The following is a 25,990-nucleotide window of genomic DNA, read 5'->3' as shown; positions in this document are numbered from 1 at the left end:
GCCTGTACCTTTTTGGTTGATGATGGTGTCTATAGCAATCGCTGTTTTACCCGTTTGACGGTCACCGATGATCAGCTCACGCTGGCCACGACCGACTGGGATCATAGAGTCAACTGATTTCAAACCAGTTTGGATAGGTTGATCAACCGATTGACGAGCGATAACACCAGGCGCTACTTTCTCAATTGGAGAAGAGCTTTCTGCGTTGATGTCGCCTTTACCATCAATTGGTTTACCGAGTGAATCAACAACACGTCCTAATAGGGCTTCGCCTGTTGGGACTTCAAGAATACGACCAGTACATTTAACTTTGTCGCCTTCTGAAATGTGTTGGTAAGCACCCAAAATAACGGCACCTACTGAGTCACGCTCAAGGTTAAGGGCCATACCAAACGTGTTTCCTGGGAATTCAAGCATTTCCCCTGACATCACATCTGCTAAGCCATGAATACGAACGATACCGTCGGTAACACCGACTACGGTACCTTCTGTACGCGCTTCAGTGGCCCCTTCAAAGCTTTCGATACGCTTTTTGATCAGGTCACTGATTTCTGCTGAATTCAGTTGCATCTCTGTTTCCTCTATAAACGGGCCGCTTATGTAATAGCGTTGGCCAGTCTGTTCAGTTTACCCACGGCAGAACCGTCAATTACCATATCGCCTGCTCGGATAATTGCACCGCCAAGTAAGCTCTCATCAATGGTCGTGTTTAATGTAATGTCACGGCCTAAACGGGCTTTCAGAGCAGCAGAAATTTTAGCTGATTGCTCTTCCGTTAGTGGACGTGCTGAGATTACATCAGCGGTCATTAATTTTTCAGCTTCTTCGCGTAATGCTTCAAAGAGAACGGTAATGTCTGTCAAAAGTAACAGACGGTTATTTTCTGCCAACAACAACAGAAAGTTGCGTGCATCGGCTGTCATTGCATCGCCAGCAATCTCTGCCAACAAATCAACAGCCTGCTCGTCACTTACTGCAGGGCTAGTGATAATGGATTGCATTTCTGGTTCTAAAACACACTGTGCTAAAACCGCAAGCAGGTCAGACCACGCCTTCAACTCGCCTTTTTCCTGCGCGATAGAAAATACCGCGTTGGCATAAGGACGAGCGATGGTTATTGCTTCTGCCATCCTAACATTCCTCTAGATTTGGCTAACCAATTCGTCAAGCAAATCGGTGTGTGCCTTTTCATCAATTTCACGGCCGACAATTTTACCGGCACCAGCCAGCGCAATACTGCCAACTTGTGACTTCAACTCGTCACGAGCACGGTTTGCTTCCTGCTCAATTTCTGCTTTCGCAGCTGACAGGATTCGCTCGCCTTCAACACGGGCATTGTCTTTTGATTCGTCCACAATTTGATTACCACGTTTTGTTGCTTGAGCAACGATTTCATTCGCTTGCTCTTTTGCTTCGTGGATCACTTGTTGTGCACGTTTCTCAGCCAATTCCTGCTCATTTCTACCACGCTCTGCAGCTGCCAGACCGTCAGCAATTTTCTTTTTACGCTCTTCAAGCGCTTGCATGATAGGTGGCCATACATACTTCATGCAGAAGGCGATGAAGATCGCAAAGGCGATCATCTGGCCTATGATGGTTGCATTGATATTCATGCCTGTACCTCTAATTAATCGCTAATGGGGATTTATAAATCTTAACCAGCCACTGCGAACAGAACGTACATAGCCAAACCAACTGCAATCATTGGTACCGCGTCAACCAGACCAGCAACCAAGAAGAATTGTGTACGTAACATAGGAACTAATTCAGGTTGACGAGCAGCAGCTTCTAAGAAACGACCACCTAATAAACCAACACCAATCGCCGCACCCAGTGCGCCCAAGCCGATCATCAAAGCACCAGCAATATAAACTAAACCCATATCCATTTTTTTCTCCTACAAAAAAGTAAAGACTAAAAACAAAAAGTTAAAAACCCAATAAACATCAATGATGTTCTTGATGTGCCATATCCAGATATACCGTTGTCAGCACCATAAAGATAAATGCCTGTAACGTGATAATCAGAATATGGAAAATCGCCCAGCCAATCTGTAACAGACCAGCAAAAGATCCCATCACAAGACCAGCGCTATACATAGTCGCGATCAGGATGAATACCATCTCACCGGCGTACATATTGCCGAAGAGTCGTAAGCCCAATGAGAATGGTTTCGACAGTAATGTGACAGTTTCCAGAATCAAGTTAATTGGCAATGCCCATTTACCGAAAGGTTGGAATGCTAATTCACCGAGGAAACCACCTGTACCCTTAATCTTAAAGCTATAGAAAAGCATTAAGGCAAAGACTAATAACGCCATACCAAGTGTGGCATTTGGATCAGTTGAAGGTACGATTTTGAAGAACACATGATGCGGATCTGCACCGAACATTGCTGCTGCGCTTTGCGCTACCGCCATTGGAATGATATCAACCGGTATCAAGTCCATTAAGTTCATCAGGAAAATCCAGACAAAGATGGTCAGAGCAAGAGGTGCAACAAGATTATTTTTACCACCGGAGAAAGAACCTCTCACAGTGTCATCGATGAAGTCGATGATCATTTCAGCAAAGTTTTGCATGCCGGTAGGGATACCAGCTGACGCTTTTTTAGCTGCGCTGCGGAAAAACCACATCATTAGAGCGCCAAGTAGGAGAGACATAAACATCGTATCGACGTTGATAGCCCAAAATCCCATTTTGGCGGCTTCTTCAGCTGAGGTTGCAAAGCCCCAGTCGCCGCTTGGAGCCCAAACCCCAGGCTCAGTTTGTATTTGTTTCTGACCAAAAGTCAGATTCTGAAGGTGATGCTTGATATATTCTGATGTAGTAATTGTTTCACTAGCCATGTCGGTTTCAAGCCCGGTTAGTCTGTCCCATAAACAACATCATCTGTGTGGCTGTAAAACCAAGCATCAACGCGACAATATTCATCTCCAGCAAAACGATGCCAGTGGCAAACATTACAATCGTATTCAGCCAGCGTTCAGCTACACATCTGTATGCTCTACTTAAATTTCTATTGGCATCTGCTCTTGCAGTCTCCACTGCTCGCAGAATATGCCATATCATCAAGAGAGTATTGATGATTGCAATGACGCTGCCAAAACCGGCCGCAATTGCGCTCTCAAAACCACTTGACCAAGAGGCGAAAATTACAATCAACCCCCACATTGCAACTTGCCACCACACAACGCGTTTGAGTGGCTGCAATCTAGTTAATTGCTCCATTTTTTCCACTTGGATTTGGTCTTTGCGTTAAGCAAATCAGGGCATTATATAGACGTATACTTAGTTGGGTCAACGACAAATATCCACTTAATCGTTCTCCTAGTATCACGCAAATAATCGACACAATCCCCTTTAACTTACTTGCTCATACTCTCACATCTGACTGTAAACGCGCTATAGCTAAGCTTATATTTGTTCTGGTGCTATCGCATCAGGCAACTTCTTGCCGCGTATTGGCCTGCAAGTTCAAACTTTTTGGGGTTAATTTAAATTTCTCACAATGTGCCATGTAGAGCTGTTTCAACTCAGGTTCCCCCATCAGCTCACCCGGTTCGTCACGATAACTGACTTTTCCCTGTACGGGCTCACCCTGCCACTTTTTTTCGATCGCCATACGTTCATTTTGTTGTTTGAACCAGTTAATGAACTCATTCGCTTTAGCAAGTAAACGATAACTTGATGCCCATGCATTCACTGCCATCGTGTAATAATAAGGTTGCTTCGCGATATTGCCAGGTAGAATCTCGATCTTGTTATACCATGGACTTGATGGGTTTTTGCTAGCCCAATGATAAATTGGCAAATCAACACCAAAAGCGTCTACCACACCATCAGCCAGACAGTGATGAATACGAGATTGATCTGAATAGGCAATCAAATTCTCAAGAACACAACTCCCTCCAGGCTTGTTTTCATTACTGCTCCATCGTACGCCGTTCTCTTCCAGTAACTCTACTGCTGCGGGGTCATTTATAATTCCCATGACCTTTCCATCAAGGTCACTAAGACTATTGATACGTTTATCGTCTTTACGTCTCGCTAACACCCAGTGTAGGTAGGTATAGGCTTCCGAATAAGCGACATTGTCATATTCTGCAGAGGGCGGCAACGCACTGATAACAATATCAGCAGGTGGTTCACCGAAGTTCCTGCCTGAGGTCAATAGCTCCGTACACATATCCCAAGGTGCTTCAATAAACTCACACTCCACTCCAAGAAACTGGGCGAATGCGTGTGCATAATCTACATCCAGACCTTTAAGTGGTTCACCTAACCTTTCACGGAAAGAAAGACCTACGAAATTTGGCTCAACGGCAACTCGTAACTTACCTCGACGCAATATATCATCTAACTGATCATGAGCTGGGTCAGGCACCATATATAGTTTTTTTAACGTGTTATCAAAAGCCGTCACCGCTTTATCAATCGTTGCATACTGAATATCTATATGATCCAGCCCTGTTGTCATTTCTTCGGCAACGTCATTGATAATACGATTTTTACTCTGGATTCGCTTCATTGAACCGGAGCTTAAGTCCAAGGTTTCGAATATCACTGCCGTGTTATTCATTACTAACGTCAGTTGTTCACTAATGGATTGAAATAGTTGAGTAAGCTGGCCTGTTGCCGCCTGGATAACATCCACAAAATTATCTAAACGTTGTTTATTCGTTTGATTGATGTTTTGAAGTTCATTATTGACCTGGCTGAAATCAAGTTGTTCAGCCGCCTGCTGGGCTTGCTCCATCGTCACAGTGGCTAGTCGCCTGACTTCATCAGCGACAACAGCAAATCCTCTTCCATGTTCACCAGCTCGTGCAGCTTCGATGGCTGCATTCAGAGCGAGTAAATTCACGCCCTTTCCTATTTCCAATATGCCATCCAATACTTCCGTCACGCTCATCGATTTTTCCGACAGCGTTTGAGTGATTTGCTCCATAGCTTCACTAACGGAAGTATTCACTTGATCAACTTCTATATTGATTTGAGATTGCAAGGCTCCGACTGTTGAGTTTGAACTGTTCAAATAGTCATTGGCCATATTCAACTCAGCATCCAGCTTAGTTGTGCGTTGGTTGATCTCAGAGAGAAAATTCTCCTGCACTTCAAGTGCACGGAAAATTTGGCGTGATAACTGAGAAGTTTGAGAGCTGACTAATTGAAGAGCACGATAAAAGCGTTTTTCTTCATCAGAAAAACTTGCTGCATCAATTTCTTCCTCTATCGCGTCAGTCTCGTCTGGCAACGGCTGCACTGGAGAAGAGCTTGCAAACATTTTCTTCAATATACGCATCGCATGGATTCCAAATTCTTATCAAGAATTGGATGATATGCAATAGGCAGTCCAACAAATAAGGCTGGATCAACAAGATACTATCGAGTCAAGTTTCATTAAGCCTGACAAAATTATAGTGAGTACATACTTACACTTATAATCAAACTAGGCAAAACCTATCAATTTACCGATGTGTCACTCTGATTGTATACGTGTTTTTCAGGCGATGGTTGGTGATGATCATTAACCAGGGATATTCAGAAATTTCGCACCATTTTGTCCGCATTTTCACTTTTTCTGTGCAACAAAAACATCTAAAGAAGGATTTAAGCACCCAGTTGTTCGATCAGGTTTTTAAGCTCATCAATATTGGCATAATCGTATACCAGTTTGCCCTTGCCATTGGCGCGATGCTTAATGCTGATACCTTTACCTAGTTTGCTGCTGATGCGTTGTTCTATTTCCTGAATATCTGCTGGGTTGACTGCCGGCTCAGCTTTCTTGTCGTTACTGGGTTTGAGTATCCGTCTTATGAGTTGCTCAGTTTCTCTGACAGAAAGTACTTTTTCTACAATTTGTCTGGCCGCATCAGATTGAACATCACCTTCTAACCCTAATAAGGCTCTTGCATGACCCATTTCAATGTCACCATTCTCGAGCATGCGTTTTACATCCTCATTAAGGTTTCGTAAACGTAATAAGTTCGTCACGGTTGCACGTGATTTACCGACAGCCTCTGCAGTTTGCTGATGCGTCATTTCAAATTCTTCACGTAGACGGAATAATGCATTTGCTTCTTCCATCGGATTAAGATTTTCACGCTGAATATTTTCTATCAATGCCATAGCAATGGCACTACGATCAGATACATCACGAACCAGTACAGGAACTTCTACCAGACCTGCCATTCTGGAAGCACGCCAACGGCGTTCACCTGCCACGATTTCATACTTACCTTCAGCTACAGGCCGAACAATAATAGGCTGAACCAAGCCTTGTGCCCGAATAGAATCAGCCAGCTCTTCCAGAGACTCTTGTGACATATCCACACGCGGTTGATATTTGCCAGGCTGAATCATATCAAGAGGAAAGTGCTGCAAACTGTCATCTAGATTTGTAGTGTCTTCCTGATGCACATCTGCAAGTAAGGCATCTAGTCCGCGGCCTAAACCTCTTTTTTTACTCATTATTGATTAACCTTTGTCATTTAGCACTTTGCTTCTGTCGTCGCATAAACTCACTTGCCAACGCCATATAAGCTATCGAACCTCTTGAAGCACGATCATAATTCAGTACGGGTAACCCGTGACTCGGAGCTTCAGCCAAACGTACATTTCTCGGAATAATTGAATGGAAAACCTTGCCTTCAAAATGGCTAATCAATTGTCGAGATACTTCGTTTGCCAGATTGTTTCGGGCGTCAAACATCGTTCTTAATAATCCCGTCACATCCAGAGTTGGGTTAGCCCTTTGCTTAACTCTCTCAATTGTTCGTAATAACGACGACAGACCTTCCAGTGCATAATATTCACACTGAATGGGGATCAACACCCCTTGCGATGCCACCAGTGCATTAACGGTTAGCATACTCAGCGAAGGTGGACAGTCAATGAGAATGTAATCGTACTTCTCGCGTGTCGACTCAAGAGCAATGCGTAAACGATGTTCACGTAACTTACTCTCAAGCAACTCTACTTCAGCAGCCGTCAAATCAGCATTGGTTGGCATGACATCAAAACCAATTTCTTCAGGGCGTATTATAGCGTCTGCTGCACGAGCTTCAGCCATGATGACTTCATAGCTGCTGTTTTCTATCTCATTTTTATCGAGCCCACAACCCGTGGTGGCATTACCTTGCGGATCGAGATCGATGAGTAGGACTTTTTTTCCATAATCTGCCAGTGACGCGGCCAGATTGACGGTGGTGGTCGTTTTTCCAACGCCACCTTTCTGATTGGTCACTGCAAAGATATCGCCCATACTCAGTCTTAATCCTTGATAAGTCTTACTAAATGTCTTTCACCATCACACTCTGGAACCGTCAACGAGAGCACATCGTGCAAATGAAAGTCTGTCGATTCAAATGCTAATTCATCTTCAGGATAAGTCCCTTTCATGAGCACCAAGTAGCCCTTGTCCTCACAATGTTGACCTGCTAACTGAATGATGTCATCAATACTGGCAAATGCCCGTGCCGTGATGATAGCAAATTTAGGTAAAGATACCTGTTCAACGCGTCCATGCACAACCGTCACATTATCTAACGCCAGTTCTGCTTTGACTTGCTGTAAGAAACGCGTTTTCTTTGAATTACTGTCGAGCAATGTCACTCGCGTTTGCGGCTGGCATATAGCAACAGGCACCCCAGGCAAGCCCCCACCGGTTCCGACATCAAGTAATGACGTTGATGCAATATAGGGTAAGACAGAAAGACTATCGATAATATGTCTCGCCATCATTTGTTCAGGGTCGCGCACAGAAGTGAGGTTGTAGACCTTATTCCACTTATGTAGCAGCATGACATATACCACTAGCCTGTCATATTGCTCATCTAACAAAGTCAGATTAAGTAATTTACAACCACGCTTTAATTGATGTAACAAGCTCGCTTCAAGCATTAACTGGCTTCACTCAAACCGCTTCGTTTTAAATGAACCAATAATAAAGAAACGGCTGCAGGTGTCACACCTGAGATTCGTGCAGCCTGACCCAAATTACCAGGTCTGGCGTGTTCTAACTTCTCTCTCACTTCATTAGATAGACCACGCACATTTTTATAGTCCATGTCTAAAGGTAATTCTGTATTCTCATGACGCTGTAATCGATCAATCTCATTTTGTTGACGATCAATATAACCCGAATATTTCGCCTGAATCACCACTTGCTCGGCGACATCATCAGCAATATCCATTGACTCTCCCATCAAATCTAAAAGGCCAGCATAATCCACTTTCGGGCGTCTAAGTAATTCTTTGGCCGACGCCACTTTATTGAGTTTTTCTCCCAACACCTGCTCAGCTTTTTCTTGATCCACTTTTTCCGGTACAAACTTATAGCTATCAAGACGAGCATTTTCCCTGGCCACAGCATCCTGTTTTTCGTTAAATACGGCCCAGCGTTCATCATCAACCAGACCTAATTGACGACCAATTGGTGTCAGGCGAATATCCGCATTATCCTCACGCAGCATCAAACGATATTCGGCACGGCTGGTAAACATTCTATAGGGCTCACGTGTACCTGATGTAATCAAGTCGTCAATCAATACGCCCATATAGGCTTCATCACGACGAGGATACCACTGCTCTTCACCTCGGGCCTGCAACCCAGCATTCAGACCAGCAATTAATCCTTGGGCACCCGCTTCTTCATAACCAGTAGTGCCATTAATCTGACCGGCAAAGAACAGACCTGCCATGTATTTTGTTTCCAACCAGGGGTGCAAATCACGTGGATCAAAGAAGTCATACTCAATCGCATAGCCCGGTCTTGTGATATGAGCATTCTCCAAACCTCCCATCGAGCGCACTATTTCATACTGCACATCAAATGGAAGACTTGTCGAGATGCCATTTGGATAAACTTCACCACACTCCAATCCCTCTGGCTCTAGGAAAATCTGGTGTGATTGACGATCGGCAAAACGAACCACTTTATCTTCGATAGAGGGACAGTAACGTGGACCAATACCTTCGATTTCACCGCTATACATCGGTGAACGATCCAGATTATTTCTAATGACATCATGTGTTCGTTCATTAGTGTGAGTGATGTAACACGAGATTTGACGAGGATGATGCTCAGCTTTACCCAAGAATGAAAATACGGGTGTAGGAGTATCACCAGGCTGCTCAGTCAGCTCTGAGAAATTAATACTATTGATATCTATGCGTGGTGGTGTGCCTGTTTTAAGGCGGTCAACTCTAAAAGGTAAAGCACGCAGACGTTGGGATAGAGCGATGGAAGCTGGGTCGCCAGCACGACCGCCCTGATGGTTTTGTAAACCAATATGTATTAACCCGCCAAGGAAAGTACCCACTGTTAACACAACCGCTTTAGCTGAGAAACGCAGTCCTGCCTGAGTCACAACACCCACAACGCGATCACTTTCTACCACCAGATCATCGACTGGTTGCTGGAATATATAGAGGTTGGGTTGATTTTCCAGATAAGCCCGGACTGCCGCTTTGTATCGAATACGATCTGCCTGAGCTCGTGTTGCTCTGACCGCAGGCCCTTTACTAGAGTTTAATGTGCGAAACTGAATACCCGCCCTATCAGCGGCTTTCGCCATAATGCCGCCTAGAGCATCAATTTCTTTTACCAGGTGCCCCTTACCAATGCCACCGATTGCTGGATTACAGCTCATCTGTCCTAGTGTCTCGATATTTTGCGTCAGTAATAGTGTTTTCACACCCTGACGAGCAGAGGCTAACGCCGCTTCGGTTCCGGCATGGCCACCACCGACAACGATGACCTCATAATGATCCTGGAAACTCATATCACACCAACAATCTAGAAATTAAAGGAGGTAATTTTAACATGCTGTTAATAATGTTTGCCTATAATTCAAACATTTATATTAATAACTGCTGAGAACTTTATGGAAAAAAATCGTGGCATTAAGCGTTTACTCTTCGCTCTGGTCTACTCATGGCAGGGTCTTCGATCAGCTTTAAAACATGAAGAAGCTTTCCGTCAGGAATTTTTTGCCTTTGTTTTATTAGCAGCGTTCAGTTTTTACCTGGATGTCACAGCGGTAGAACGACTTTTGATGATTTCCAGCATCGTGTTAGTCATGATAGTGGAAGTACTCAACTCAGCGATTGAAACCGTTGTTGACCGGGTAAGTACAGACAAACATAAGTTATCTGGGCGCGCTAAAGATTATGGTTCGTTTGCCGTGTTAATGACTATCCTCATCGCCACTGCAACTTGGCTTACGGTTTTACTCTAGCTTCAACCTTATAAGACACAATCATCAGGATGATGCCAAATACGATCATAGGTAAGCATAGAATTTGTCCCATGGTTAACCAATCAAAAGCTAAATATCCATATTGAGCATCAGGAATACGCACGAACTCTACCAAAAAGCGGAAAAAACCGTATCCCAATAAGAACAAGCCAGAAACTGCCGCTTTCGGTCTTGGTTTGGATGAGAACCACCATAAGATGATAAATAGCAAAACACCTTCTAAGGCAGCTTCATAAAGTTGCGATGGATGTCTTGGTAGTGGTCCTGCACCAGGAAACACCATGGCCCAAGGCACATCCGTGACTTTCCCCCATAGCTCACCATTAATAAAGTTACCGATACGACCAAACATCAAGCCGATAGGTACCATCGGGGCAATAAAGTCACTGATCTCAAAAAAGGATTTACCTGTTTTCTTACCAAACCACGCAAAGGCAGCTAGTACACCCAGCAAGCCACCGTGGAAAGACATCCCTCCTTGCCATATTTTGAATATGTTTAATGGGTTCTCCAGGTTTGCCTGAAAATCATAAAAAATGGCATACCCTACGCGCCCACCAATGATCACGCCTACCGCGCCGTAAAACAATAAATCTTCCAATTGTTGCCGAGTCCACTCCGTTTTATTGACGCGATAAAGCCCCAGTAACCAGACAAACAAAAAACCGAATAAATACATCAGCCCGTACCAATGTACGTGAAGGGGACCGATACTTAGGGCTATGGGATCTATTTGAGGATAAGTCATATGCGTCACTTTATATAAGGTATGGCAATCATACCAACTCAATGCCTCCATGGCGATGAATAAAACATAACTGCACCATTTTGGACAAAGCGTCAAATTTGTCGCACCAAATTGATCACATGTTAAGCCTAGACTGTGTCCACCACCTCCTTATCCATCTGTTTTTTATAGGATTTGTAAAGTTGGCACACATTCTGCTCTTGTTGTTGTAGTCTGAATACAAAGTGTTGCAAAAGACCAACGCAGGTATTCAAGAAAGACTAAAAACATTTTAAACCGAGGAGTAACACCATAATGAAATTACGTACAATTTCGGCTCTTACATTAGCAGCATCAACCATGTTTGCTGCTTCATCAGCAATGGCTTGGGAAAGTGAAGACGGTCAGCACTCAACAAGTGCATCTGTTGGCCTTTACAGTGATTATATCTTCCGTGGTATCTCATTCACTGATGAAGACCCAGCAATCCAAGGCAGCTTTGATTATGCACACGCATCTGGCCTGTATGCTGGAACATGGGCGTCAAACTTAAGTGATAGCTCTGACAGCAATATCGAGATTGACCTTTATGTTGGCTTTGCTAATGAGTTTGGTGATACAGGTATTGGCTATGACTTTACCGTTTTACGCTACATGTACCCAGGTCAAAACAGCAATGATGAATTAGATTACACCGAATACCTTGGTGCTCTGTCTTACAGCTATTTCACAGCAATGGTCGGTTACACAAGCGAACTGAGTGGCGACAGCGATATTGATGAAACATATTATAACCTGTCATTTGACTACGAACTACCATACGGTGTTGGTTTCAATGCGGCAATCGGTTACACAGACTCAGATCGTAACGATGGCACAAGCCTTTCAGACAGCTATGTAGATTACACACTTGGATTGTCTAAATCTTTCATCGGTCTTGATTGGTCAGTAGCTTACGTTGGTACTAACAGCGACGGTGAAGACTTTGAATTACAAAACGGCACATCTGATGACCGTTTCGTATTTGGTGTTAGCTCATCATTCTAAACTTCTCACAGCTACCCCCTCGATGTTGAGGGGGTAGATTTTCTACAGAAGGAAATACGCTTATGAAACAAGTTGTAGCAATTATTAAGCCCTTCAAGCTTGATGATGTCAGAGAATCTCTCTCAGAAATCGGCGTACAAGGATTGACCGTTTCAGAGGTAAAAGGTTTTGGACGTCAAAAAGGCCACACAGAGTTATATCGTGGTGCTGAATATGTCGTTGATTTCTTACCTAAATTGAAACTAGAAATCGCCGTTGATGACGATATCATCGAACAAGTGATTGAAGCAATCATCAAAGGTGCCAATACTGGCAAAATTGGTGACGGTAAAATCTTTGTTTACCCATTAGAGCAAGTGGTCCGCATTCGCACAGGCGAAACCGGCCCAGATGCATTATAAGCTTGAGGAGTAGAGAATATGGAAAATAATATCTTCGAACTCCAGTATGCCCTGGATACCTTTTACTTCCTAGTAAGTGGCGCCTTGGTAATGTGGATGGCGGCCGGCTTTGCCATGCTTGAATCAGGTTTGGTTCGGTCTAAAAACACCACTGAAATACTGACTAAAAATATTTTAACTTATGCTATCGCATGCACCATGTATCTGATTGTTGGTTATGATCTCATGTATGGCGGCGGTATTTTCTTGGATGGTCTTGCTGCTGACGGTGTTACTGGCGCAGAGGATCCAGCAACATACTCACCATCATCTGACTTCTTCTTCCAAGCAGTCTTCGTTGCAGCCACTATGTCAATCGTGTCTGGTGCAGTCGCTGAGCGTATGAAGTTATGGACTTTTGCTGCTTTTGCTGTAGTTATGACTGCTTTCATTTACCCAATGGAAGGTAGCTGGACTTGGGGTGGTAATGACGTATTCGGCATGTACAACCTTGGCGATCTTGGTTTCTTAGACTTCGCTGGTTCAGGTATCGTACACATGGCTGGTGCTGCCGCTGCTTTAGCAGGTGTTCTGTTACTTGGTGCTCGTAAAGGTAAATACGGTCCAAATGGTCAAATTAACCCAATTCCTGGTGCTAACTTACCATTAGCTACTCTGGGTACATTCATCCTGTGGATGGGTTGGTTTGGTTTCAATGGTGGTTCTGTTCTAGCAACTGCTTCAGTTGAAAGTGCAAACGCCGTTGCAAATGTTTACCTCAACACTAATGCTGCTGCTGCAGGCGGTGTTATAGCAGCACTTATTGTAGCTAAACTGATGTTTGGCAAAGCTGACCTGACAATGATTTTGAACGGTGCATTAGCAGGCTTGGTTGCTATTACAGCTGGCCCTGATACACCATCACCACTGATGGCTACTATCATCGGTGCAATCGGCGGTATCATCGTTGTCTTCTCAATCATCTTCTTAGATAAAGTGAAAATCGATGACCCAGTTGGTGCAATCTCTGTTCACGGTACAGCTGGTCTGTGGGGTCTGTTAGCAGTGCCATTAACTAACAGCGATGCTTCTTTCTCTGGTCAGTTAATCGGTGCAGCAACTATCTTTGTTTGGGTATTTGTTGTCAGCTTGATTGTCTGGGGTATTCTCAAAGCAGTCATGGGTATTCGTGTCTCTGAAGAAGAAGAGTACGAAGGTGTTGACTACGTTGAATGTGGTATGGAAGCATACCCAGAGTTTACTAACACTGGTAAATAAACCACTCGTTAGATAATCTCATTACAAAAAAGGGCAAGTATTGATTACTTGCCCTTTTTTTATATTTAACAATCATCAGCAAAGCTTACTGATGATATTTTTCGCTTAATCGGTGAACTGACTCAACAAGTCTTGCCATATTCTCTGGATCAACTGATGGATGAATACCATGGCCGAGGTTAAAAACATGGCCCGTCCCTTTCCCATAAGCATCAAGTATCGTACTAACTTCTTGTTCAACTCGGTCAGGTGATGCATATAACACGCATGGATCCATATTGCCTTGCAGTGTGACTTTCTCACCAACGCGTTGTCTTGCTGAACGAATATCTGTTGTCCAATCTAGACCAAGGCCATTGACACCAGTTTCAGCCATCCACTCGAGCCACTGTCCGCCACCTTTGGTAAATACTGTAACCGGCACTTCTCGGCCTTCAGACTCTTTAGTTAAACCATTCACAATTTTTTCCATATAGGCGAGAGAGAAGGTTTTATAATTTTCAGGACTGAGAGCCCCACCCCAGGTATCAAACAACATAATCGCCTGTGCACCGGCATTAATTTGGGCATTAAGATAGGCAATCACAGAATCAGCTAACACGTTTAACAGAGCATGCATTTGATTAGGTGCATCAAACATCATTCCCTTAATCTTGGCGAAATCTTTACTACTACCACCTTCTACCATATAACAAGCCAATGTCCACGGGCTGCCACTAAAACCGATGAGTGGTACTTTGCCATCGATTTCTTTTCTGGTGAGACGAATTGCATCCATCACATAACCCAGGGAATCTTCCATATCAGGAACTGAAAGATTAGCTATATCCTGAGCAGTCTGAATTGTTTTTGAAAACTTAGGCCCTTCACCTGTCACAAAATGTAGTCCGAGCCCCATTGCATCAGGAATTGTCAAAATATCAGAAAAGATGATCGCGGCATCAAGATCATAGCGTCTGAGCGGTTGCAGTGTCACTTCACAAGCCAGTTCAGGGGTCGAGCAAAGCGTCATAAAATTACCGGCTTTTTCTCTGACTTTACGATATTCAGGTAAATATCGACCCGCCTGTCGCATTACCCATACCGGCGTTTTATCGACGGGCTGTTTTAGTAATGCTCTGAGATAACGATCATTTTGTAGACTACTCACCATTGACTCCTGAATAACTGGACCTACTTTGAAAGTAATAGATATAAAAAAGGCTTCATCATACAGGATGCGATATCTCTGTATGAAAAAGCCTTATTGTTTAATGATGCAGATCAGTAATTAAACGTCTAAGAAATCCAGAATACCTTCTGCCGCCTGACGTCCTTCCCATACTGCAGTCACAACCAGGTCAGAGCCACGAACCATATCGCCACCGGCAAAAATCTTAGGGTTAGTTGTTTGGTACTTAATCGCTGCTTCTGAAGGAGCTAATACGCGACCACCATCATCGATTGAGATATTGAATTTCTCAAACCATGGCGCTGGACTTGGACGGAAACCAAACGCAATGACAACCGCATCAGCAGGAATGATTTCTTCACTTCCTGGCACCGGCTCTGGACGGCGACGGCCACGTTCATCCGCTTCACCTAAAGCGGTAGTCACCACTTTAACGCCTTCGACTTTACCATTACCCACAATTTCTACTGGCTGACGGTTCCATAAAAACTGAACACCCTCTTCACGCGCATTATTTACTTCGCGTCGTGAACCAGGCATGTTCTCTTCATCTCGACGATATGCACAAGTGACACTCTCTGCGTTTTGACGGATAGAAGTACGGTTACAATCCATTGCGGTATCACCACCACCCAAGACCACAACGCGTTTGCCTTCCATTGAGACATAGTCATCGGTAGGAATATCGAGTAAGTGTTTATTATTGGCTACTAAGAAAGGTAAGGCTTCATATACACCGGGTAAGTCTTCACCAGGGAAACCACCCTTCATATAGGTATATGTACCCATACCAAGGAATACGGCATCATAGTCATCAATTAATGTCTGGAAATCAACGTCTTTACCCACTTCGGTATTCAAGCGGAATTCAACACCCATGCCTTCAAGTACTTCACGACGACGCTTAACAACCTGTTTTTCCAGTTTAAATTCAGGTATGCCAAATGTCAGCAAACCACCTATTTCTGGATAACGGTCAAATACAACAGGCTTTACACCGTTACGCACAAGGACATCGGCAGCACCTAAACCTGCTGGACCCGCCCCAATGATAGCGACACGTTTGCCAGTCTCGACGACATTGGACAAATCTGGGCGCCAGCCTTGCTCAAGCGCTGTGTCTGTGATGTATTTCTCAACAGAACCGATAGTCACTGCACCAAAACCATCATTTAACGTACACGCACCTTCACATAACCGGTCTTGCGGACAAACCCTGCCACAAATTTCTGGCAGAGTATTAGTGGCATGGGATAGCTCGGCAGCTTCTTCTAAATTGCCCTCACTGACTAGTTTCAGCCAATTCGGAATATAGTTGTGAACGGGACATTTCCATTCACAGTATGGGTTACCACACTCTAAACAGCGGTCTGCTTGCTCTGCTGAAGAATCGGCATCAAAATCACCATAAATTTCACCAAACTGTTTGATCCGAACGTCAGCATCAAGCTTCTTTGGGTCGAAACGCCCCACATCTAAAAACTGAAATGTATTTTTTGCCATAATTATTATCTTAGTCTCTGGACTTATGCCGCTTTAGTAGCAAGTTTTAACAAGCCATCAATTGCTGCTGCTTTTGGTTTTACTAACCAGAACTCTTTAATGCGTTGTTCAAACGCATCGAGCAACTGATGTCCCCACACACTACCGGTTTCACGAACATGATCTTCAATCATACCTTTGAGATAGAGTGATAATTCTGACATTTCAGGGCTATCAATTCTGACGAGTTCGACGAGTTCTTTGTTATAACGCTCAGCAAACGTATTATCACTATCTAATACAAATGCCAGACCGCCAGTCATACCGGCACCGAAGTTCAACCCTGTTTCACCAAGTACAGCGACAACCCCGCCCGTCATATATTCACAACCATGGTCACCTACGCCTTCTACGATAGCTGTAGCTCCGGAGTTACGAACGGCAAAGCGTTCACCAGCACGACCTGATGCATAAAGCGATCCGCCTGTTGCACCATATAGGCACGTATTACCCATGATACTGGCTTCTTGCGTTTCAAACTCACTCTCAGGTGAAGGATAGATAACAAGCTTACCGTCAGCCATACCTTTACCAACGTAGTCGTTGGCATCACCTTCAAGGTACATTTCAAGGCCACCAGCATTGAACACGCCAAAGCTTTGACCAGCAGAACCTTTTAGTTTGAGACGAATCGGTTTATCAGCCATGCCATAGTTACCGTACAGCTTGGCAATTTCACCGGATAATCGTGCACCAATAGACCGGTTGATATTCCGTACTTCGTAGCTGAATTTACCGCCAGTTTTGTTAACAATGGTTTCTTTGATATCAACCACCATTTGCTCAGCCAATTCACCTTTATCATAAGGTTCATTTTTTGGCTCTAAACAGAATTGTGGTTTATCAGCAGCCACACCAGCGGAAGACAATAACGGCGCCAAATTCAAACTTTGTTGTTTTGTCGTTTCACCCGGTAATAACTCCAATAAGTCAGTGCGACCGATCAAATCCTGCAGACTGACCACACCTAACTTAGCTAACCACTCTTGTGTTTCACGAGCAACAAACTGGAAGTAGTTCATCACCATCTGTGGCAAACCAATGAAATGTTGCGTACGCAGCTTCTCATTTTGAGTTGCAACACCGGTTGCACAGTTATTGAGGTGACAAATACGTAAGTATTTACAACCCAGCGCGACCATTGGGCCAGTACCAAAGCCAAAACTTTCTGCACCAAGAATCGCTGCCTTGATAACATCCAGACCAGTTTTTAAGCCACCATCTGTTTGTAGGCGTACTTTATCGCGTAAGTCATTGGCACGAAGCGTTTGATGAGCCTCACTCAGACCTAGCTCCCATGGACCACCTGCGTATTTCACAGAGGTAAGCGGACTTGCACCGGTACCACCATCATAACCAGAAATGGTAATCAGATCGGCGTAAGCTTTCGCCACACCAGCAGCGACCGTACCCACGCCAGCTTGTGATACTAGCTTCACAGATACCAGCGCATCAGGATTCACCTGTTTCAAGTCAAAAATCAGCTGGGCAAGATCTTCGATTGAATAAATATCATGATGTGGCGGTGGTGAAATCAATGTCACACCTGGCACAGAGTGGCGCAAAGTTGCAATCATCTGATTGACTTTACCACCTGGCAACTGACCACCCTCACCAGGTTTCGCACCTTGAGCAACTTTGATCTGCAACACTTCTGCATTAACAAGATAATGTGGTGTGACACCAAAACGGCCAGAGGCGATCTGCTTGATTTTTGAAACACGTTCATTACCAAAGCGATCAGGATCTTCGCCACCTTCACCTGAGTTAGAACGGCCGCCTAATCTGTTCATAGCCACCGCGAGTGCTTCATGTGCCTCAGGCGATAAAGCGCCTAATGACATACCTGCACTGTCAAAGCGTTTAAGAATGTTGCTCACATCTTCAACTTGGTTCAGTTCAAGAGGTTGATCCGATAGTTTGACCTTCATCAGGTCACGTAACACCATAGGTGAACGTTCATTCACCAGCTCAGCATAGGCTTTGTAATCATCATAGCTGCCACCTTGAACTGCTTTTTGCAAGGTAGCGATAATGTCAGGGTTATAGGCGTGATACTCACCACCATGGATAAACTTCAACAAACCGCCTTGTGCACGTTTTTTACGTTGGTTCCAAGCTAGTTTTGCTAATGTCTCATCATCAGACTGAAGATCTTCAAATGTTGAACCACTGACACGGCTTGTGGTTGCCGTAAAGCATTTATCAACGATGCTGTCGTTTAGGCCGACAACTTCAAATAGCTGGGCACCGCGATAACTCGCAATCGTGGAAATACCCATTTTTGAAGTGATTTTGAACAACCCTTTGTTGATACCTTTACGATAGCGACGGCATAACTCTGCACGATCCAACCCTTTAATTTCATTGGTATGAATCATATCGTTCAAACAGGCATAAGCTAAGTATGGATAAATAGCTGTAGCGCCATAGCCTAGTAACGTGCCAAAGTGATGTGGATCACGCGCTGTGGCAGTTTCTACGATAACGTTCGCATCACAACGCAGGCCAGCCTGAATAAGACGTTGATGCACTGCACCTGTCGCCAATAAAGCATGAATAGGCAGTTTATCTTTAGCTATATCACGGTCACTCAACACAACCACAACGGTACCATCAGCGACTGCTTTGATAGCTTTATCGCAAAGCGCATCAATGGCAGCTTCAAGACCGACTGCTGGATCGTAGTTCAGTGATATAGTCACTGACTCATATTCAGCATTGTCTTTACCCATTGCCAATAATTGGCGGAACTGACTTTCTGACAGTACAGGCGAATCAACGACAACACGTTGAGCATGATCTTCGCCTTCTTCGAACATGTTTCGCTCTTCACCGAAACATGTTTCCAAAGACATCACTATATTTTCGCGAAGTGGGTCAATTGGCGGGTTGGTGACCTGGGCAAATTGTTGACGGAAATAATCGTAAACAGAACGGACATGTTTAGATAAAACAGGAAACGGCGTATCGTCACCCATTGAACCAATCGCTTCCTGTCCAGCCTCACCTAAAACACGGATGACCTGATCGCGCTCTTCAAAGGTGATGTTGAACAGTTTCTCATAAACCTGGTATTCCTCACCTTCAAGTGTAGGGCCAGTTTCATCATCAGCCGCATCAGACAATCTTTGCAGATTATTTTCTAACCATTGACGATAAGGTTGTGCTTTTTTCAGCATGTTATCGATGTCTTCCGGCATCAATAACTCACCAGTTTGTGTGTCAACGGCAAGCATTTGTCCTGGCTTCAAACGACCTTTCGCGATGACATCTTCCGGCTCGTATTTATACACACCCACTTCAGAGGCCAATGTGATATGGCGATCTTTGGTGATGATATAACGGGCAGGGCGCAGACCATTTCTATCTAATGTACATGCAGCATAACGACCATCGGTTGTCACTACGCCTGCAGGACCATCCCATGGCTCCATATGCATAGAGTTATAATCGTAAAATGCTTTTAAATCAGCATCCATGGTTGGATCATTCTGCCATGCAGGTGGAATAATCAAACGCATCGCACGGAAGAGACTGACGCCACCGGCTAATAAAGCTTCCAGCATATTATCCATGCTGGATGAGTCGGAACCAGAAGTGCCGACTAATGGGCGAATATCATCCATGTTCTCAATGAGAGATGTCGCAAACTTGGCACCACGCGCTAATGCCCAATTGCGGTTACCTTGAACAGTGTTAATTTCACCATTGTGCGCTAAATAACGGAATGGTTGAGCCAAACGCCATTGCGGCCAAGTGTTGGTTGAAAAGCGTTGATGGAAAACAGCAATCGATGTTTCCATGCGTTTGTCATTCAGGTCTTTATAGAATACCGGCAAGTAAGACGGCATAACCAAACCTTTATAAGACACCACGTGTGAAGACAAACTAGGAATGTAGAAATCCGCGTCATCAGTCACAGCTTTCTCAGCTTGACGGCGCGCGATATACAGCTGACGTTCAAAATCAGCTTCAGACATATCTTTCGCGGCGTTGACAAAGACTTGGCGCATCACAGGCAGTGATGTTAATGCTTGCTGACCGCAAGCCGAAGCTGGATCAACGGGCACATCACGCCAGCCTAAAACCTCTAAGCCTTGCTTGGTCAGACTCTGAGCAACCGCGTTTTGCGCAAAATCTGCTTTGGCATCGTCCTGCGATAAGAAAACCATCCCCACGGCATAGAGTGGAGATAAGCTATAACCATGCTCTTCCGCTATGGCTTTAAAAAAGCTATCTGGTTTCTTCAGCAATAAGCCGCAACCGTCCCCGGTCTTCCCATCAGCGCCAATAGCACCACGGTGGGTAAGATTACCCAAGGCTTCAATTGCAGTCTCGATTAACCAATGACTGGCTTTATCGTCCATCTGGGCGATTAGGCCAAAACCACAGTTATCACGTTCAAATTGCGGTCTGTAAAGACCTTGATTCATTTCTGTTGGCTGACTCACGTCACGTACCTTCATATTAGTTAGCGCCGTCACTGCTCACCCGTCGGATAGTCCGGCGGTATTCGGAATCGTCTTCGAGGAGCGTTGACCAAATACGGCAGAAAGGATCATCTATTATAACGATGGATACCTTGCCATTCAATTATTACGATACCTTCCTTGGCAAAATATGAGCGTTAAATTTTCCTATTTTCAATAAAATAGCTAAAATGCACTGTTTTTGACGAAAACTACGGAACGATCATGGACAAACCCTTAATCGGTGTCGTCATGGGCAGCAACAGTGACTGGCCCGTTATGCAAAAAGCCGTTGAGCAACTTGACGCATTTGGCATCAGCTATGAAGCCAAAGTGGTCTCAGCTCACCGTACCCCTGACCTTTTAACAGCGTATGCGGAATCAGCTCAACAGCGAGGACTGGCTTGTATTATAGCAGGCGCCGGCGGAGCAGCGCACTTACCAGGCATGTTAGCCGCCAGTACGATCGTCCCGGTTTTAGGTGTGCCAGTGCCATCCAAATACCTGAAAGGTCAAGACTCACTGCTATCTATCGTACAAATGCCAAAAGGCGTGCCGGTTGCAACCTTTGCCATCGGTGAAGCTGGCGCAGCCAATGCGGCTTTATTCGCTATAGCCCAGTTAGCCATCAACGACGAACAGCTCTCGGCAAAGCTCGACGCTTTCCGTAAAAAACAACATCAAACCGTTGTTGAGATGACTTTACCACCTCAATAGTACACAAACTGATGAAACATTGATTAAATTTTAATCAATGACACATTTATATTAAAGATAGCTTCACTTACTTTACGATTAGCATAAATTTAATGAGGTCCATGATGAATACACAGATATTACCCGGTTCAACTTTAGGTATGCTGGGTGGTGGACAACTCGGCCGCATGTTTACCTCAGCAGCACAAGTGATGGGCTATAAAGTAATTGTCCTCGATCCCGATCCTCAGAGCCCAGCTGGCATTATTGCAGATCAGCATATTTGCGCTGCTTATGATGATGAAGAGGCATTAGCAAATATGGCAAAACTCTGTGATGCCATCACAACAGAGTTTGAAAATATTCCTGCGCAAACATTAGCCTTTCTTGAACAAAGAACCACAGTCCACCCTTCTTCGAAGGCGCTTGCCTCAACACAAAACCGTAATGTTGAGAAAAATTTTATCGCCTCACTAGGTATACAAACGGCCCCTTTTTTCACAATTCGTAACAAACAAGATATTGCTGAAGCAGAGAAAGTCATTGGGTTTCCTGCGATTCTCAAAGTCGCGACCTTTGGTTATGACGGTAAAGGTCAAGTCCCATGTCAGACTATTGAAGATGTGTACGCAGGCTTTGAAACATTAGCAGAAAAAGAATGTGTTTTAGAGCAACGCATTGATTTAGACAAAGAAATTTCTGTTGTTTTAGCAAGAAGTCAGACAGGTACAATTATTAACTTTCCAGTCGCTGAAAATGCCCACGTGAATGGCATCTTACATACGACAACCGTTCCCACATCCGTTAGTGCCGAGCAGTCCCAAAAAGCGATTCAGATCGCTAATGATATCGCCAAAGGTCTAGGGTATGTTGGCACCATGGCAGTAGAGTTTTTTGTGAGTCAGGATGGTGAAATCATCGCGAATGAAATTGCGCCTCGTCCACATAACTCTGGTCATTACACACTTGATGCTTGCTCTTCGTCACAATTCGAACAGCAAGTTCGTATGTTGTGTGGCTTACCAGCTGGGGATTGTGACTTAATCAGCCCTGTTGTCATGGTGAACTTATTGGGTGATGTCTGGGGTCACAGCCAGCCTCACTGGGAAACATTGCTCTCAGAGACAAATATAAAACTCCATCTGTATGGGAAACAAGAAGCACGTCCTGGCCGTAAAATGGGTCACTTCAATGTGTTGGCTGAAACAGTTGAACAAGCGATGCAACAAGCTGAAACATGTTTTGAAAATTTAAAAGCAGATTAACTTGGCTACTCAGAATAATCATATTGCGATCAGCTACTGCACACAATGTCGCTGGTTATTAAGAGCCACCTGGATGGCTCAAGAGCTATTAACGACTTTTGATGATGAAATTACATCATTAAGCTTAATTCCTGCTTCCGGTGGTCTTTTTGAGGTACACGCAAATGAACAACTACTTTGGTCTCGAAAGCAAGAGGGACGGTTCCCTGACATTACTGAGTTGAAACAACTCGTGCGTGATGTGATTGCCCCTGACAAATCTCTGGGGCATAGTGAGAAGAAATCCGACAAAACTGCTCAATCTGAAAGGTAAGGTATTCATAATGCGTATTCATCTCACAAGCCCGCACCGTATCTTAAAAATCAGTTTATTGATGTTGTTTACACTGTTGCTGATGGGCTGTGATGACACTAATGCACCTTCACCTCAAACGCCAAAACAACACCAGCTGACGGAGTTAAGTCAAAAAAATATAAATGCCTATACCAATGAAATGGTCAGCAATTACATCAAGATTCAGGAGCAACTAATCCAGCATTATCAACAGGCGAAACAAAACAATAATATTTTTGAGTTTATTCAGTATCGCAACCACACATGGACACCTGAATATATTTCTCTAAAAAACAAATACAGCCGAGACTTTAAACATAATGAGCCATTTTTAAATGGTCAGCCAAGCGCCCCTTTATTCACCATTTATGAAAACTTGATATACATTGGTCTTGACTTGAAAAATGGGCTGCTTGAAGACGATGAGGCTCGCCAACAATCCGCCTTAGAAGCAGCAAAAAAAGATAGAGAGCTGGCGATAAGTATTCAACAACAACTTAAATAAAGCCTACCCTAAGTAAAACAGGCTCTAGCTTTCCACTTTCTCTGAGTAATCACAGTCTTTTTGTGGGCAGACTTTCTCTGTGCCGCGGCTTTTGGTTGTCTTGAGCGTTAAGATTGGCCAATTACACTTCGGACATGGTTCTTTTAATGGCTCATTCCACAAAGCATAATCGCAATCTGGGTACTCAGAACAGGAATAGAACACTTTGCCTCGACGTGACTTACGCGTCAGAATCTCGCCTTTGTGACATTGCGGACATTCAACACCGGTATTAACTGGGCGCTCTAATGACTCAATATGCTTGCATTTAGGATAACTGGAGCAACCGATGAATTTTCCATAACGACCAGTTCGTATCCATAAATCAGAGTCACACTTCGGACATTTTCTGCCTTCAACAACCTCAGGTTCATTATTGCTTGTCTCTTCACCATCGATATTTCGTGTGTAATCACACTCAGGATAGCCAGTACAACCAATAAAGCGGCCACTGCGACCAAGACGGCTGGATAATTTTTTACCGCATTTTGGACAGTCTTCATCCAGAAGCTCTTGTGTTACATCACTACGCTGAACTTCTTTATCTTTTGTTTCGACTTGTTCTTTGAATGGACCCCAGAACTTCCTCAGCAATGGTATCCACTCTTCCTCGCCTCTGGCTACCGCATCAAGCTCATCTTCCAATTCAGCGGTAAAATTGTAATCAACGTATTTCGTGAAATGATCAACAAGGAATTTCCCTACCACACGACCAACATCCGTGGGATGAAAACGTTTATTAATTATTTCCACATATTCACGCTGCACGAGGGTAGAAATAATACTGGCGTAAGTCGATGGTCGACCAATATCATGCTCTTCAAGACTTCTGACCAGGCTGGCTTCACTGTAGCGAGGTGGTGGTTCTGTAAAATGCTGCTCCGGTCTGATGGCTTTTAACTCAACCACCTGGCCCACTTCCATTGCCGGCAATAATTTTTCATCTTTATCACTACTGGCAGCGTCATCCTTATCTTCCAGATAGACACTCATAAAGCCGGGATTAACCACTGTCGAACCATTGGCTCGGAATGTATTACCTTTACCACAGGCAAGGTCAACGGCAACCGTATTCAAGGTAGCATGAATCATTTGACTTGCCATGGTGCGCTGCCAGATCAGTGTGTAGAGCTTTAACTGATCAGCTGAAAGATACGCTTTCATTTCTTCTGGTGTTCTTAGCACAGAAGTCGGACGTATCGCCTCATGGGCTTCTTGTGCATTTTTTGATTTGGTTTTGTATTCCTGTGGTTTTGCAGGCACCATTTTCTGGCCATATTTTTCTGCAATGAATCCACGTATTTCGTCTAAGGCTTCTTGAGCTAATGTGACGGAGTCAGTACGCATATAGGTGATTAAACCAACCGCGCCTTCACCCGTATCAACACCCTCATAAAGTTGCTGGGCAACGCTCATAGTGCGTTGGGCACCAAAGCCAATTTTTCGTGACGCTTCCTGCTGAAGAGTAGAGGTTGTAAACGGGGCTGCCGGATTACGTTTACGTTGTTTTTTCTCCACATTCGAAACCAGCAGTTTGCCTTCTGCCGCTTTCTCTAATTTTTTTACAACGCTCGATGATTGTTTTTCGTCAGTAACACTAAACTGACTGAGTTTCTCACCTTCAAAATAAGTTAGCTTGGCCTGGAAATCTTTCTTTTCAGCGACAGCATCCGCTTCGATACTCCAGTATTCCTTGGCAATGAATGCTTCAATCTCCAGCTCTCGCTCGACGATCATTCTCAGTGCTGGACTTTGCACGCGTCCAGCAGATAGACCACGTCGCACCTTTTTCCACAACAAGGGGGAGAGAGTAAAGCCGACAAGGTAGTCAAGTGCTCGTCTTGCTTGCTGGGCATTAACAAGTGACATGGATAACTCACGCGGATGAGCTACCGCATCATTAACAGCTTGTTTAGTAATTTCATGGAAAACAACGCGATGAGTATCTTTGTCTTTAAGCGCGCCACGCTTTTTCAGCAACTCGAACAAGTGCCAGGATATCGCTTCCCCTTCTCTATCAGGGTCAGTCGCGAGATAGAGGGCATCGGCTTTTTTCATCGCTTTTACAATCGCATCGACATGCTTACTGTTGCGATCAATGACTTGATATTTCATCGCAAAATCTTTAGCGGTGTCGACAGCCCCCTCTTTTGGCAATAAATCACGTACATGCCCATAAGATGCTAATACTTCTACATCCTTACCGAGGTATTTTTTGATTGTTTTCGCCTTGGCTGGCGATTCAACGATGACTAGTTTCTTTCCCATT

Annotated in this window: 23 protein-coding genes and 1 pseudogene; 8 read left to right on the top strand and 16 right to left on the bottom strand. The window is 44.2% G+C overall.

Annotated features, from left to right (window positions below):
- From B3V56_RS04035 to mnmG, 11 genes and pseudogenes are all read right to left on the bottom strand, one after another.
- Positions 1-570, bottom strand: a pseudogene (locus tag B3V56_RS04035) (F0F1 ATP synthase subunit alpha); the annotation flags it as partial.
- A gap of 26 nt (positions 571-596) precedes the next feature.
- Positions 597-1,130 carry a F0F1 ATP synthase subunit delta gene (locus tag B3V56_RS04030; protein WP_289243540.1) on the bottom strand — a complete coding sequence of 178 codons (534 nt, stop codon included), beginning with the start codon at positions 1,128-1,130 and terminating at the stop codon, positions 597-599.
- A gap of 12 nt (positions 1,131-1,142) precedes the next feature.
- Positions 1,143-1,613, bottom strand: a complete 471-nt coding sequence (locus B3V56_RS04025) for a F0F1 ATP synthase subunit B (protein WP_289282861.1) — start codon at positions 1,611-1,613, stop codon at positions 1,143-1,145.
- Between the two features lie 41 nt (positions 1,614-1,654).
- On the bottom strand, positions 1,655-1,888 hold the full coding sequence (gene atpE / locus B3V56_RS04020) for a F0F1 ATP synthase subunit C (protein WP_007144166.1): 234 nt from the start codon (positions 1,886-1,888) through the stop codon (positions 1,655-1,657).
- 58 nt (positions 1,889-1,946) lie between these two features.
- On the bottom strand, positions 1,947-2,849 hold the full coding sequence (atpB, locus tag B3V56_RS04015; RefSeq protein ID WP_286306025.1) for a F0F1 ATP synthase subunit A: 903 nt from the start codon (positions 2,847-2,849) through the stop codon (positions 1,947-1,949).
- A gap of 7 nt (positions 2,850-2,856) precedes the next feature.
- Entirely contained in the window at positions 2,857-3,231 is a 375-nt protein-coding gene (locus B3V56_RS04010) for an ATP synthase subunit I (protein ID WP_289282862.1), read from the bottom strand.
- 211 nt (positions 3,232-3,442) lie between these two features.
- Positions 3,443-5,305: a methyl-accepting chemotaxis protein gene (locus B3V56_RS04005; protein WP_289282863.1), complete on the bottom strand. Its 1,863-nt coding sequence runs from the start codon at positions 5,303-5,305 to the stop codon at positions 3,443-3,445.
- Positions 5,306-5,613: 308 nt separating this feature from the next.
- On the bottom strand, positions 5,614-6,474 hold the full coding sequence (locus B3V56_RS04000) for a ParB/RepB/Spo0J family partition protein (RefSeq protein ID WP_286306022.1): 861 nt from the start codon (positions 6,472-6,474) through the stop codon (positions 5,614-5,616).
- Between the two features lie 16 nt (positions 6,475-6,490).
- The gene (locus tag B3V56_RS03995; protein ID WP_289243543.1) at positions 6,491-7,267 is read right to left on the bottom strand and encodes a ParA family protein; all 777 of its coding nucleotides are present in this window, start codon (positions 7,265-7,267) and stop codon (positions 6,491-6,493) included.
- Positions 7,268-7,275: 8 nt separating this feature from the next.
- Positions 7,276-7,905, bottom strand: coding sequence for a 16S rRNA (guanine(527)-N(7))-methyltransferase RsmG (gene rsmG / locus B3V56_RS03990; protein WP_289282864.1), 630 nt, complete (start codon positions 7,903-7,905; stop codon positions 7,276-7,278).
- Positions 7,905-9,788, bottom strand: coding sequence for a tRNA uridine-5-carboxymethylaminomethyl(34) synthesis enzyme MnmG (gene mnmG / locus B3V56_RS03985; protein WP_289282865.1), 1,884 nt, complete (start codon positions 9,786-9,788; stop codon positions 7,905-7,907). The genes rsmG and mnmG overlap by 1 nt, the downstream gene beginning before the upstream one ends.
- Positions 9,789-9,890: 102 nt before the next feature.
- On the opposite strand from mnmG, the gene B3V56_RS03980 reads away from it, so the two are divergent.
- A complete protein-coding gene (locus B3V56_RS03980; protein ID WP_286306019.1) occupies positions 9,891-10,244 on the top strand; it encodes a diacylglycerol kinase in 354 nt (117 codons plus the stop codon).
- Here the strand turns inward: B3V56_RS03980 and lgt are convergent.
- Positions 10,228-11,013 (bottom strand): prolipoprotein diacylglyceryl transferase, encoded by a 786-nt coding sequence (gene lgt, locus B3V56_RS03975; protein ID WP_289282866.1) that lies wholly within the window; start codon positions 11,011-11,013, stop codon positions 10,228-10,230. The two genes, B3V56_RS03980 and lgt, sit on opposite strands and share 17 nt — an antisense overlap.
- A gap of 294 nt (positions 11,014-11,307) precedes the next feature.
- Between lgt and B3V56_RS03970 the strand changes: the two genes are divergently transcribed.
- From B3V56_RS03970 to B3V56_RS03960, 3 genes are all read left to right on the top strand, one after another.
- Complete coding sequence (locus B3V56_RS03970; RefSeq protein ID WP_289283986.1) at positions 11,308-12,039, top strand: TorF family putative porin; 732 nt, start codon at positions 11,308-11,310, stop codon at positions 12,037-12,039.
- 62 nt (positions 12,040-12,101) lie between these two features.
- Positions 12,102-12,440 carry a P-II family nitrogen regulator gene (locus B3V56_RS03965; protein WP_289282870.1) on the top strand — a complete coding sequence of 113 codons (339 nt, stop codon included), beginning with the start codon at positions 12,102-12,104 and terminating at the stop codon, positions 12,438-12,440.
- A gap of 18 nt (positions 12,441-12,458) precedes the next feature.
- Positions 12,459-13,697, top strand: a complete 1,239-nt coding sequence (locus tag B3V56_RS03960) for an ammonium transporter (protein WP_289282871.1) — start codon at positions 12,459-12,461, stop codon at positions 13,695-13,697.
- Between the two features lie 85 nt (positions 13,698-13,782).
- Here B3V56_RS03960 and hemE read toward each other — a convergent pair whose 3' ends face one another.
- The 3 genes from hemE to gltB all read right to left on the bottom strand — a co-directional run bounded on the left by hemE (position 13,783) and on the right by gltB (position 20,879).
- Positions 13,783-14,847 (bottom strand): uroporphyrinogen decarboxylase, encoded by a 1,065-nt coding sequence (gene hemE / locus B3V56_RS03955; RefSeq protein WP_289282872.1) that lies wholly within the window; start codon positions 14,845-14,847, stop codon positions 13,783-13,785.
- A gap of 120 nt (positions 14,848-14,967) precedes the next feature.
- The gene (locus B3V56_RS03950) at positions 14,968-16,371 is read right to left on the bottom strand and encodes an FAD-dependent oxidoreductase (protein WP_286306015.1); all 1,404 of its coding nucleotides are present in this window, start codon (positions 16,369-16,371) and stop codon (positions 14,968-14,970) included.
- A 23-nt stretch (positions 16,372-16,394) separates the two neighbouring features.
- Positions 16,395-20,879 carry a glutamate synthase large subunit gene (gene gltB, locus B3V56_RS03945; protein WP_289282888.1) on the bottom strand — a complete coding sequence of 1,495 codons (4,485 nt, stop codon included), beginning with the start codon at positions 20,877-20,879 and terminating at the stop codon, positions 16,395-16,397.
- A gap of 228 nt (positions 20,880-21,107) precedes the next feature.
- On the opposite strand from gltB, the gene purE reads away from it, so the two are divergent.
- The 4 genes from purE (at position 21,108) to B3V56_RS03925 (ending at position 23,682) form a co-directional block, all read left to right on the top strand.
- Positions 21,108-21,599, top strand: coding sequence for a 5-(carboxyamino)imidazole ribonucleotide mutase (gene purE, locus B3V56_RS03940; RefSeq protein WP_286306013.1), 492 nt, complete (start codon positions 21,108-21,110; stop codon positions 21,597-21,599).
- Between the two features lie 104 nt (positions 21,600-21,703).
- Positions 21,704-22,843 carry a 5-(carboxyamino)imidazole ribonucleotide synthase gene (locus B3V56_RS03935; RefSeq protein ID WP_289282874.1) on the top strand — a complete coding sequence of 380 codons (1,140 nt, stop codon included), beginning with the start codon at positions 21,704-21,706 and terminating at the stop codon, positions 22,841-22,843.
- A gap of 1 nt (position 22,844) precedes the next feature.
- A complete protein-coding gene (locus B3V56_RS03930) occupies positions 22,845-23,156 on the top strand; it encodes a SelT/SelW/SelH family protein (RefSeq protein ID WP_286306012.1) in 312 nt (103 codons plus the stop codon).
- 10 nt (positions 23,157-23,166) lie between these two features.
- Positions 23,167-23,682: a hypothetical protein gene (locus B3V56_RS03925; protein ID WP_289282875.1), complete on the top strand. Its 516-nt coding sequence runs from the start codon at positions 23,167-23,169 to the stop codon at positions 23,680-23,682.
- A gap of 24 nt (positions 23,683-23,706) precedes the next feature.
- Here the strand turns inward: B3V56_RS03925 and topA are convergent, their stop codons facing one another.
- Positions 23,707-25,989: a type I DNA topoisomerase gene (gene topA / locus B3V56_RS03920; protein WP_286306010.1), complete on the bottom strand. Its 2,283-nt coding sequence runs from the start codon at positions 25,987-25,989 to the stop codon at positions 23,707-23,709.
- Position 25,990 lies beyond the last annotated feature (1 nt).

The organism is Methylophaga sp. UBA2513, assembly GCF_002341285.1.
Taxonomy (GTDB): domain Bacteria; phylum Pseudomonadota; class Gammaproteobacteria; order Nitrosococcales; family Methylophagaceae; genus Methylophaga; species Methylophaga marina.
This window is presented reverse-complemented; position numbering and strand designations above follow the sequence as displayed.

Bases quoted from the DNA above. Each gene is read 5' to 3' on its own strand.
- B3V56_RS04030 (WP_289243540.1), bottom strand. From the start codon at position 1,130: ATGGCAGAAGCAATAACCATCGCTCGTCCTTATGCCAACGCGGTATTT.
- B3V56_RS04025 (WP_289282861.1), bottom strand. From the start codon at position 1,613: ATGAATATCAATGCAACCATCATAGGCCAGATGATCGCCTTTGCGATC.
- atpE (WP_007144166.1), bottom strand. From the start codon at position 1,888: ATGGATATGGGTTTAGTTTATATTGCTGGTGCTTTGATGATCGGCTTG.
- atpB (WP_286306025.1), bottom strand. From the start codon at position 2,849: ATGGCTAGTGAAACAATTACTACATCAGAATATATCAAGCATCACCTT.
- B3V56_RS04010 (WP_289282862.1), bottom strand. From the start codon at position 3,231: ATGGAGCAATTAACTAGATTGCAGCCACTCAAACGCGTTGTGTGGTGG.
- B3V56_RS04005 (WP_289282863.1), bottom strand. From the start codon at position 5,305: ATGCGTATATTGAAGAAAATGTTTGCAAGCTCTTCTCCAGTGCAGCCG.
- B3V56_RS04000 (WP_286306022.1), bottom strand. From the start codon at position 6,474: ATGAGTAAAAAAAGAGGTTTAGGCCGCGGACTAGATGCCTTACTTGCA.
- B3V56_RS03995 (WP_289243543.1), bottom strand. From the start codon at position 7,267: ATGGGCGATATCTTTGCAGTGACCAATCAGAAAGGTGGCGTTGGAAAA.
- rsmG (WP_289282864.1), bottom strand. From the start codon at position 7,905: ATGCTTGAAGCGAGCTTGTTACATCAATTAAAGCGTGGTTGTAAATTA.
- mnmG (WP_289282865.1), bottom strand. From the start codon at position 9,788: ATGAGTTTCCAGGATCATTATGAGGTCATCGTTGTCGGTGGTGGCCAT.
- B3V56_RS03980 (WP_286306019.1), top strand. From the start codon at position 9,891: ATGGAAAAAAATCGTGGCATTAAGCGTTTACTCTTCGCTCTGGTCTAC.
- lgt (WP_289282866.1), bottom strand. From the start codon at position 11,013: ATGACTTATCCTCAAATAGATCCCATAGCCCTAAGTATCGGTCCCCTT.
- B3V56_RS03970 (WP_289283986.1), top strand. From the start codon at position 11,308: ATGAAATTACGTACAATTTCGGCTCTTACATTAGCAGCATCAACCATG.
- B3V56_RS03965 (WP_289282870.1), top strand. From the start codon at position 12,102: ATGAAACAAGTTGTAGCAATTATTAAGCCCTTCAAGCTTGATGATGTC.
- B3V56_RS03960 (WP_289282871.1), top strand. From the start codon at position 12,459: ATGGAAAATAATATCTTCGAACTCCAGTATGCCCTGGATACCTTTTAC.
- B3V56_RS03950 (WP_286306015.1), bottom strand. From the start codon at position 16,371: ATGGCAAAAAATACATTTCAGTTTTTAGATGTGGGGCGTTTCGACCCA.
- gltB (WP_289282888.1), bottom strand. From the start codon at position 20,879: ATGAAGGTACGTGACGTGAGTCAGCCAACAGAAATGAATCAAGGTCTT.
- purE (WP_286306013.1), top strand. From the start codon at position 21,108: ATGGACAAACCCTTAATCGGTGTCGTCATGGGCAGCAACAGTGACTGG.
- B3V56_RS03935 (WP_289282874.1), top strand. From the start codon at position 21,704: ATGAATACACAGATATTACCCGGTTCAACTTTAGGTATGCTGGGTGGT.
- B3V56_RS03925 (WP_289282875.1), top strand. From the start codon at position 23,167: ATGCGTATTCATCTCACAAGCCCGCACCGTATCTTAAAAATCAGTTTA.
- topA (WP_286306010.1), bottom strand. From the start codon at position 25,989: ATGGGAAAGAAACTAGTCATCGTTGAATCGCCAGCCAAGGCGAAAACA.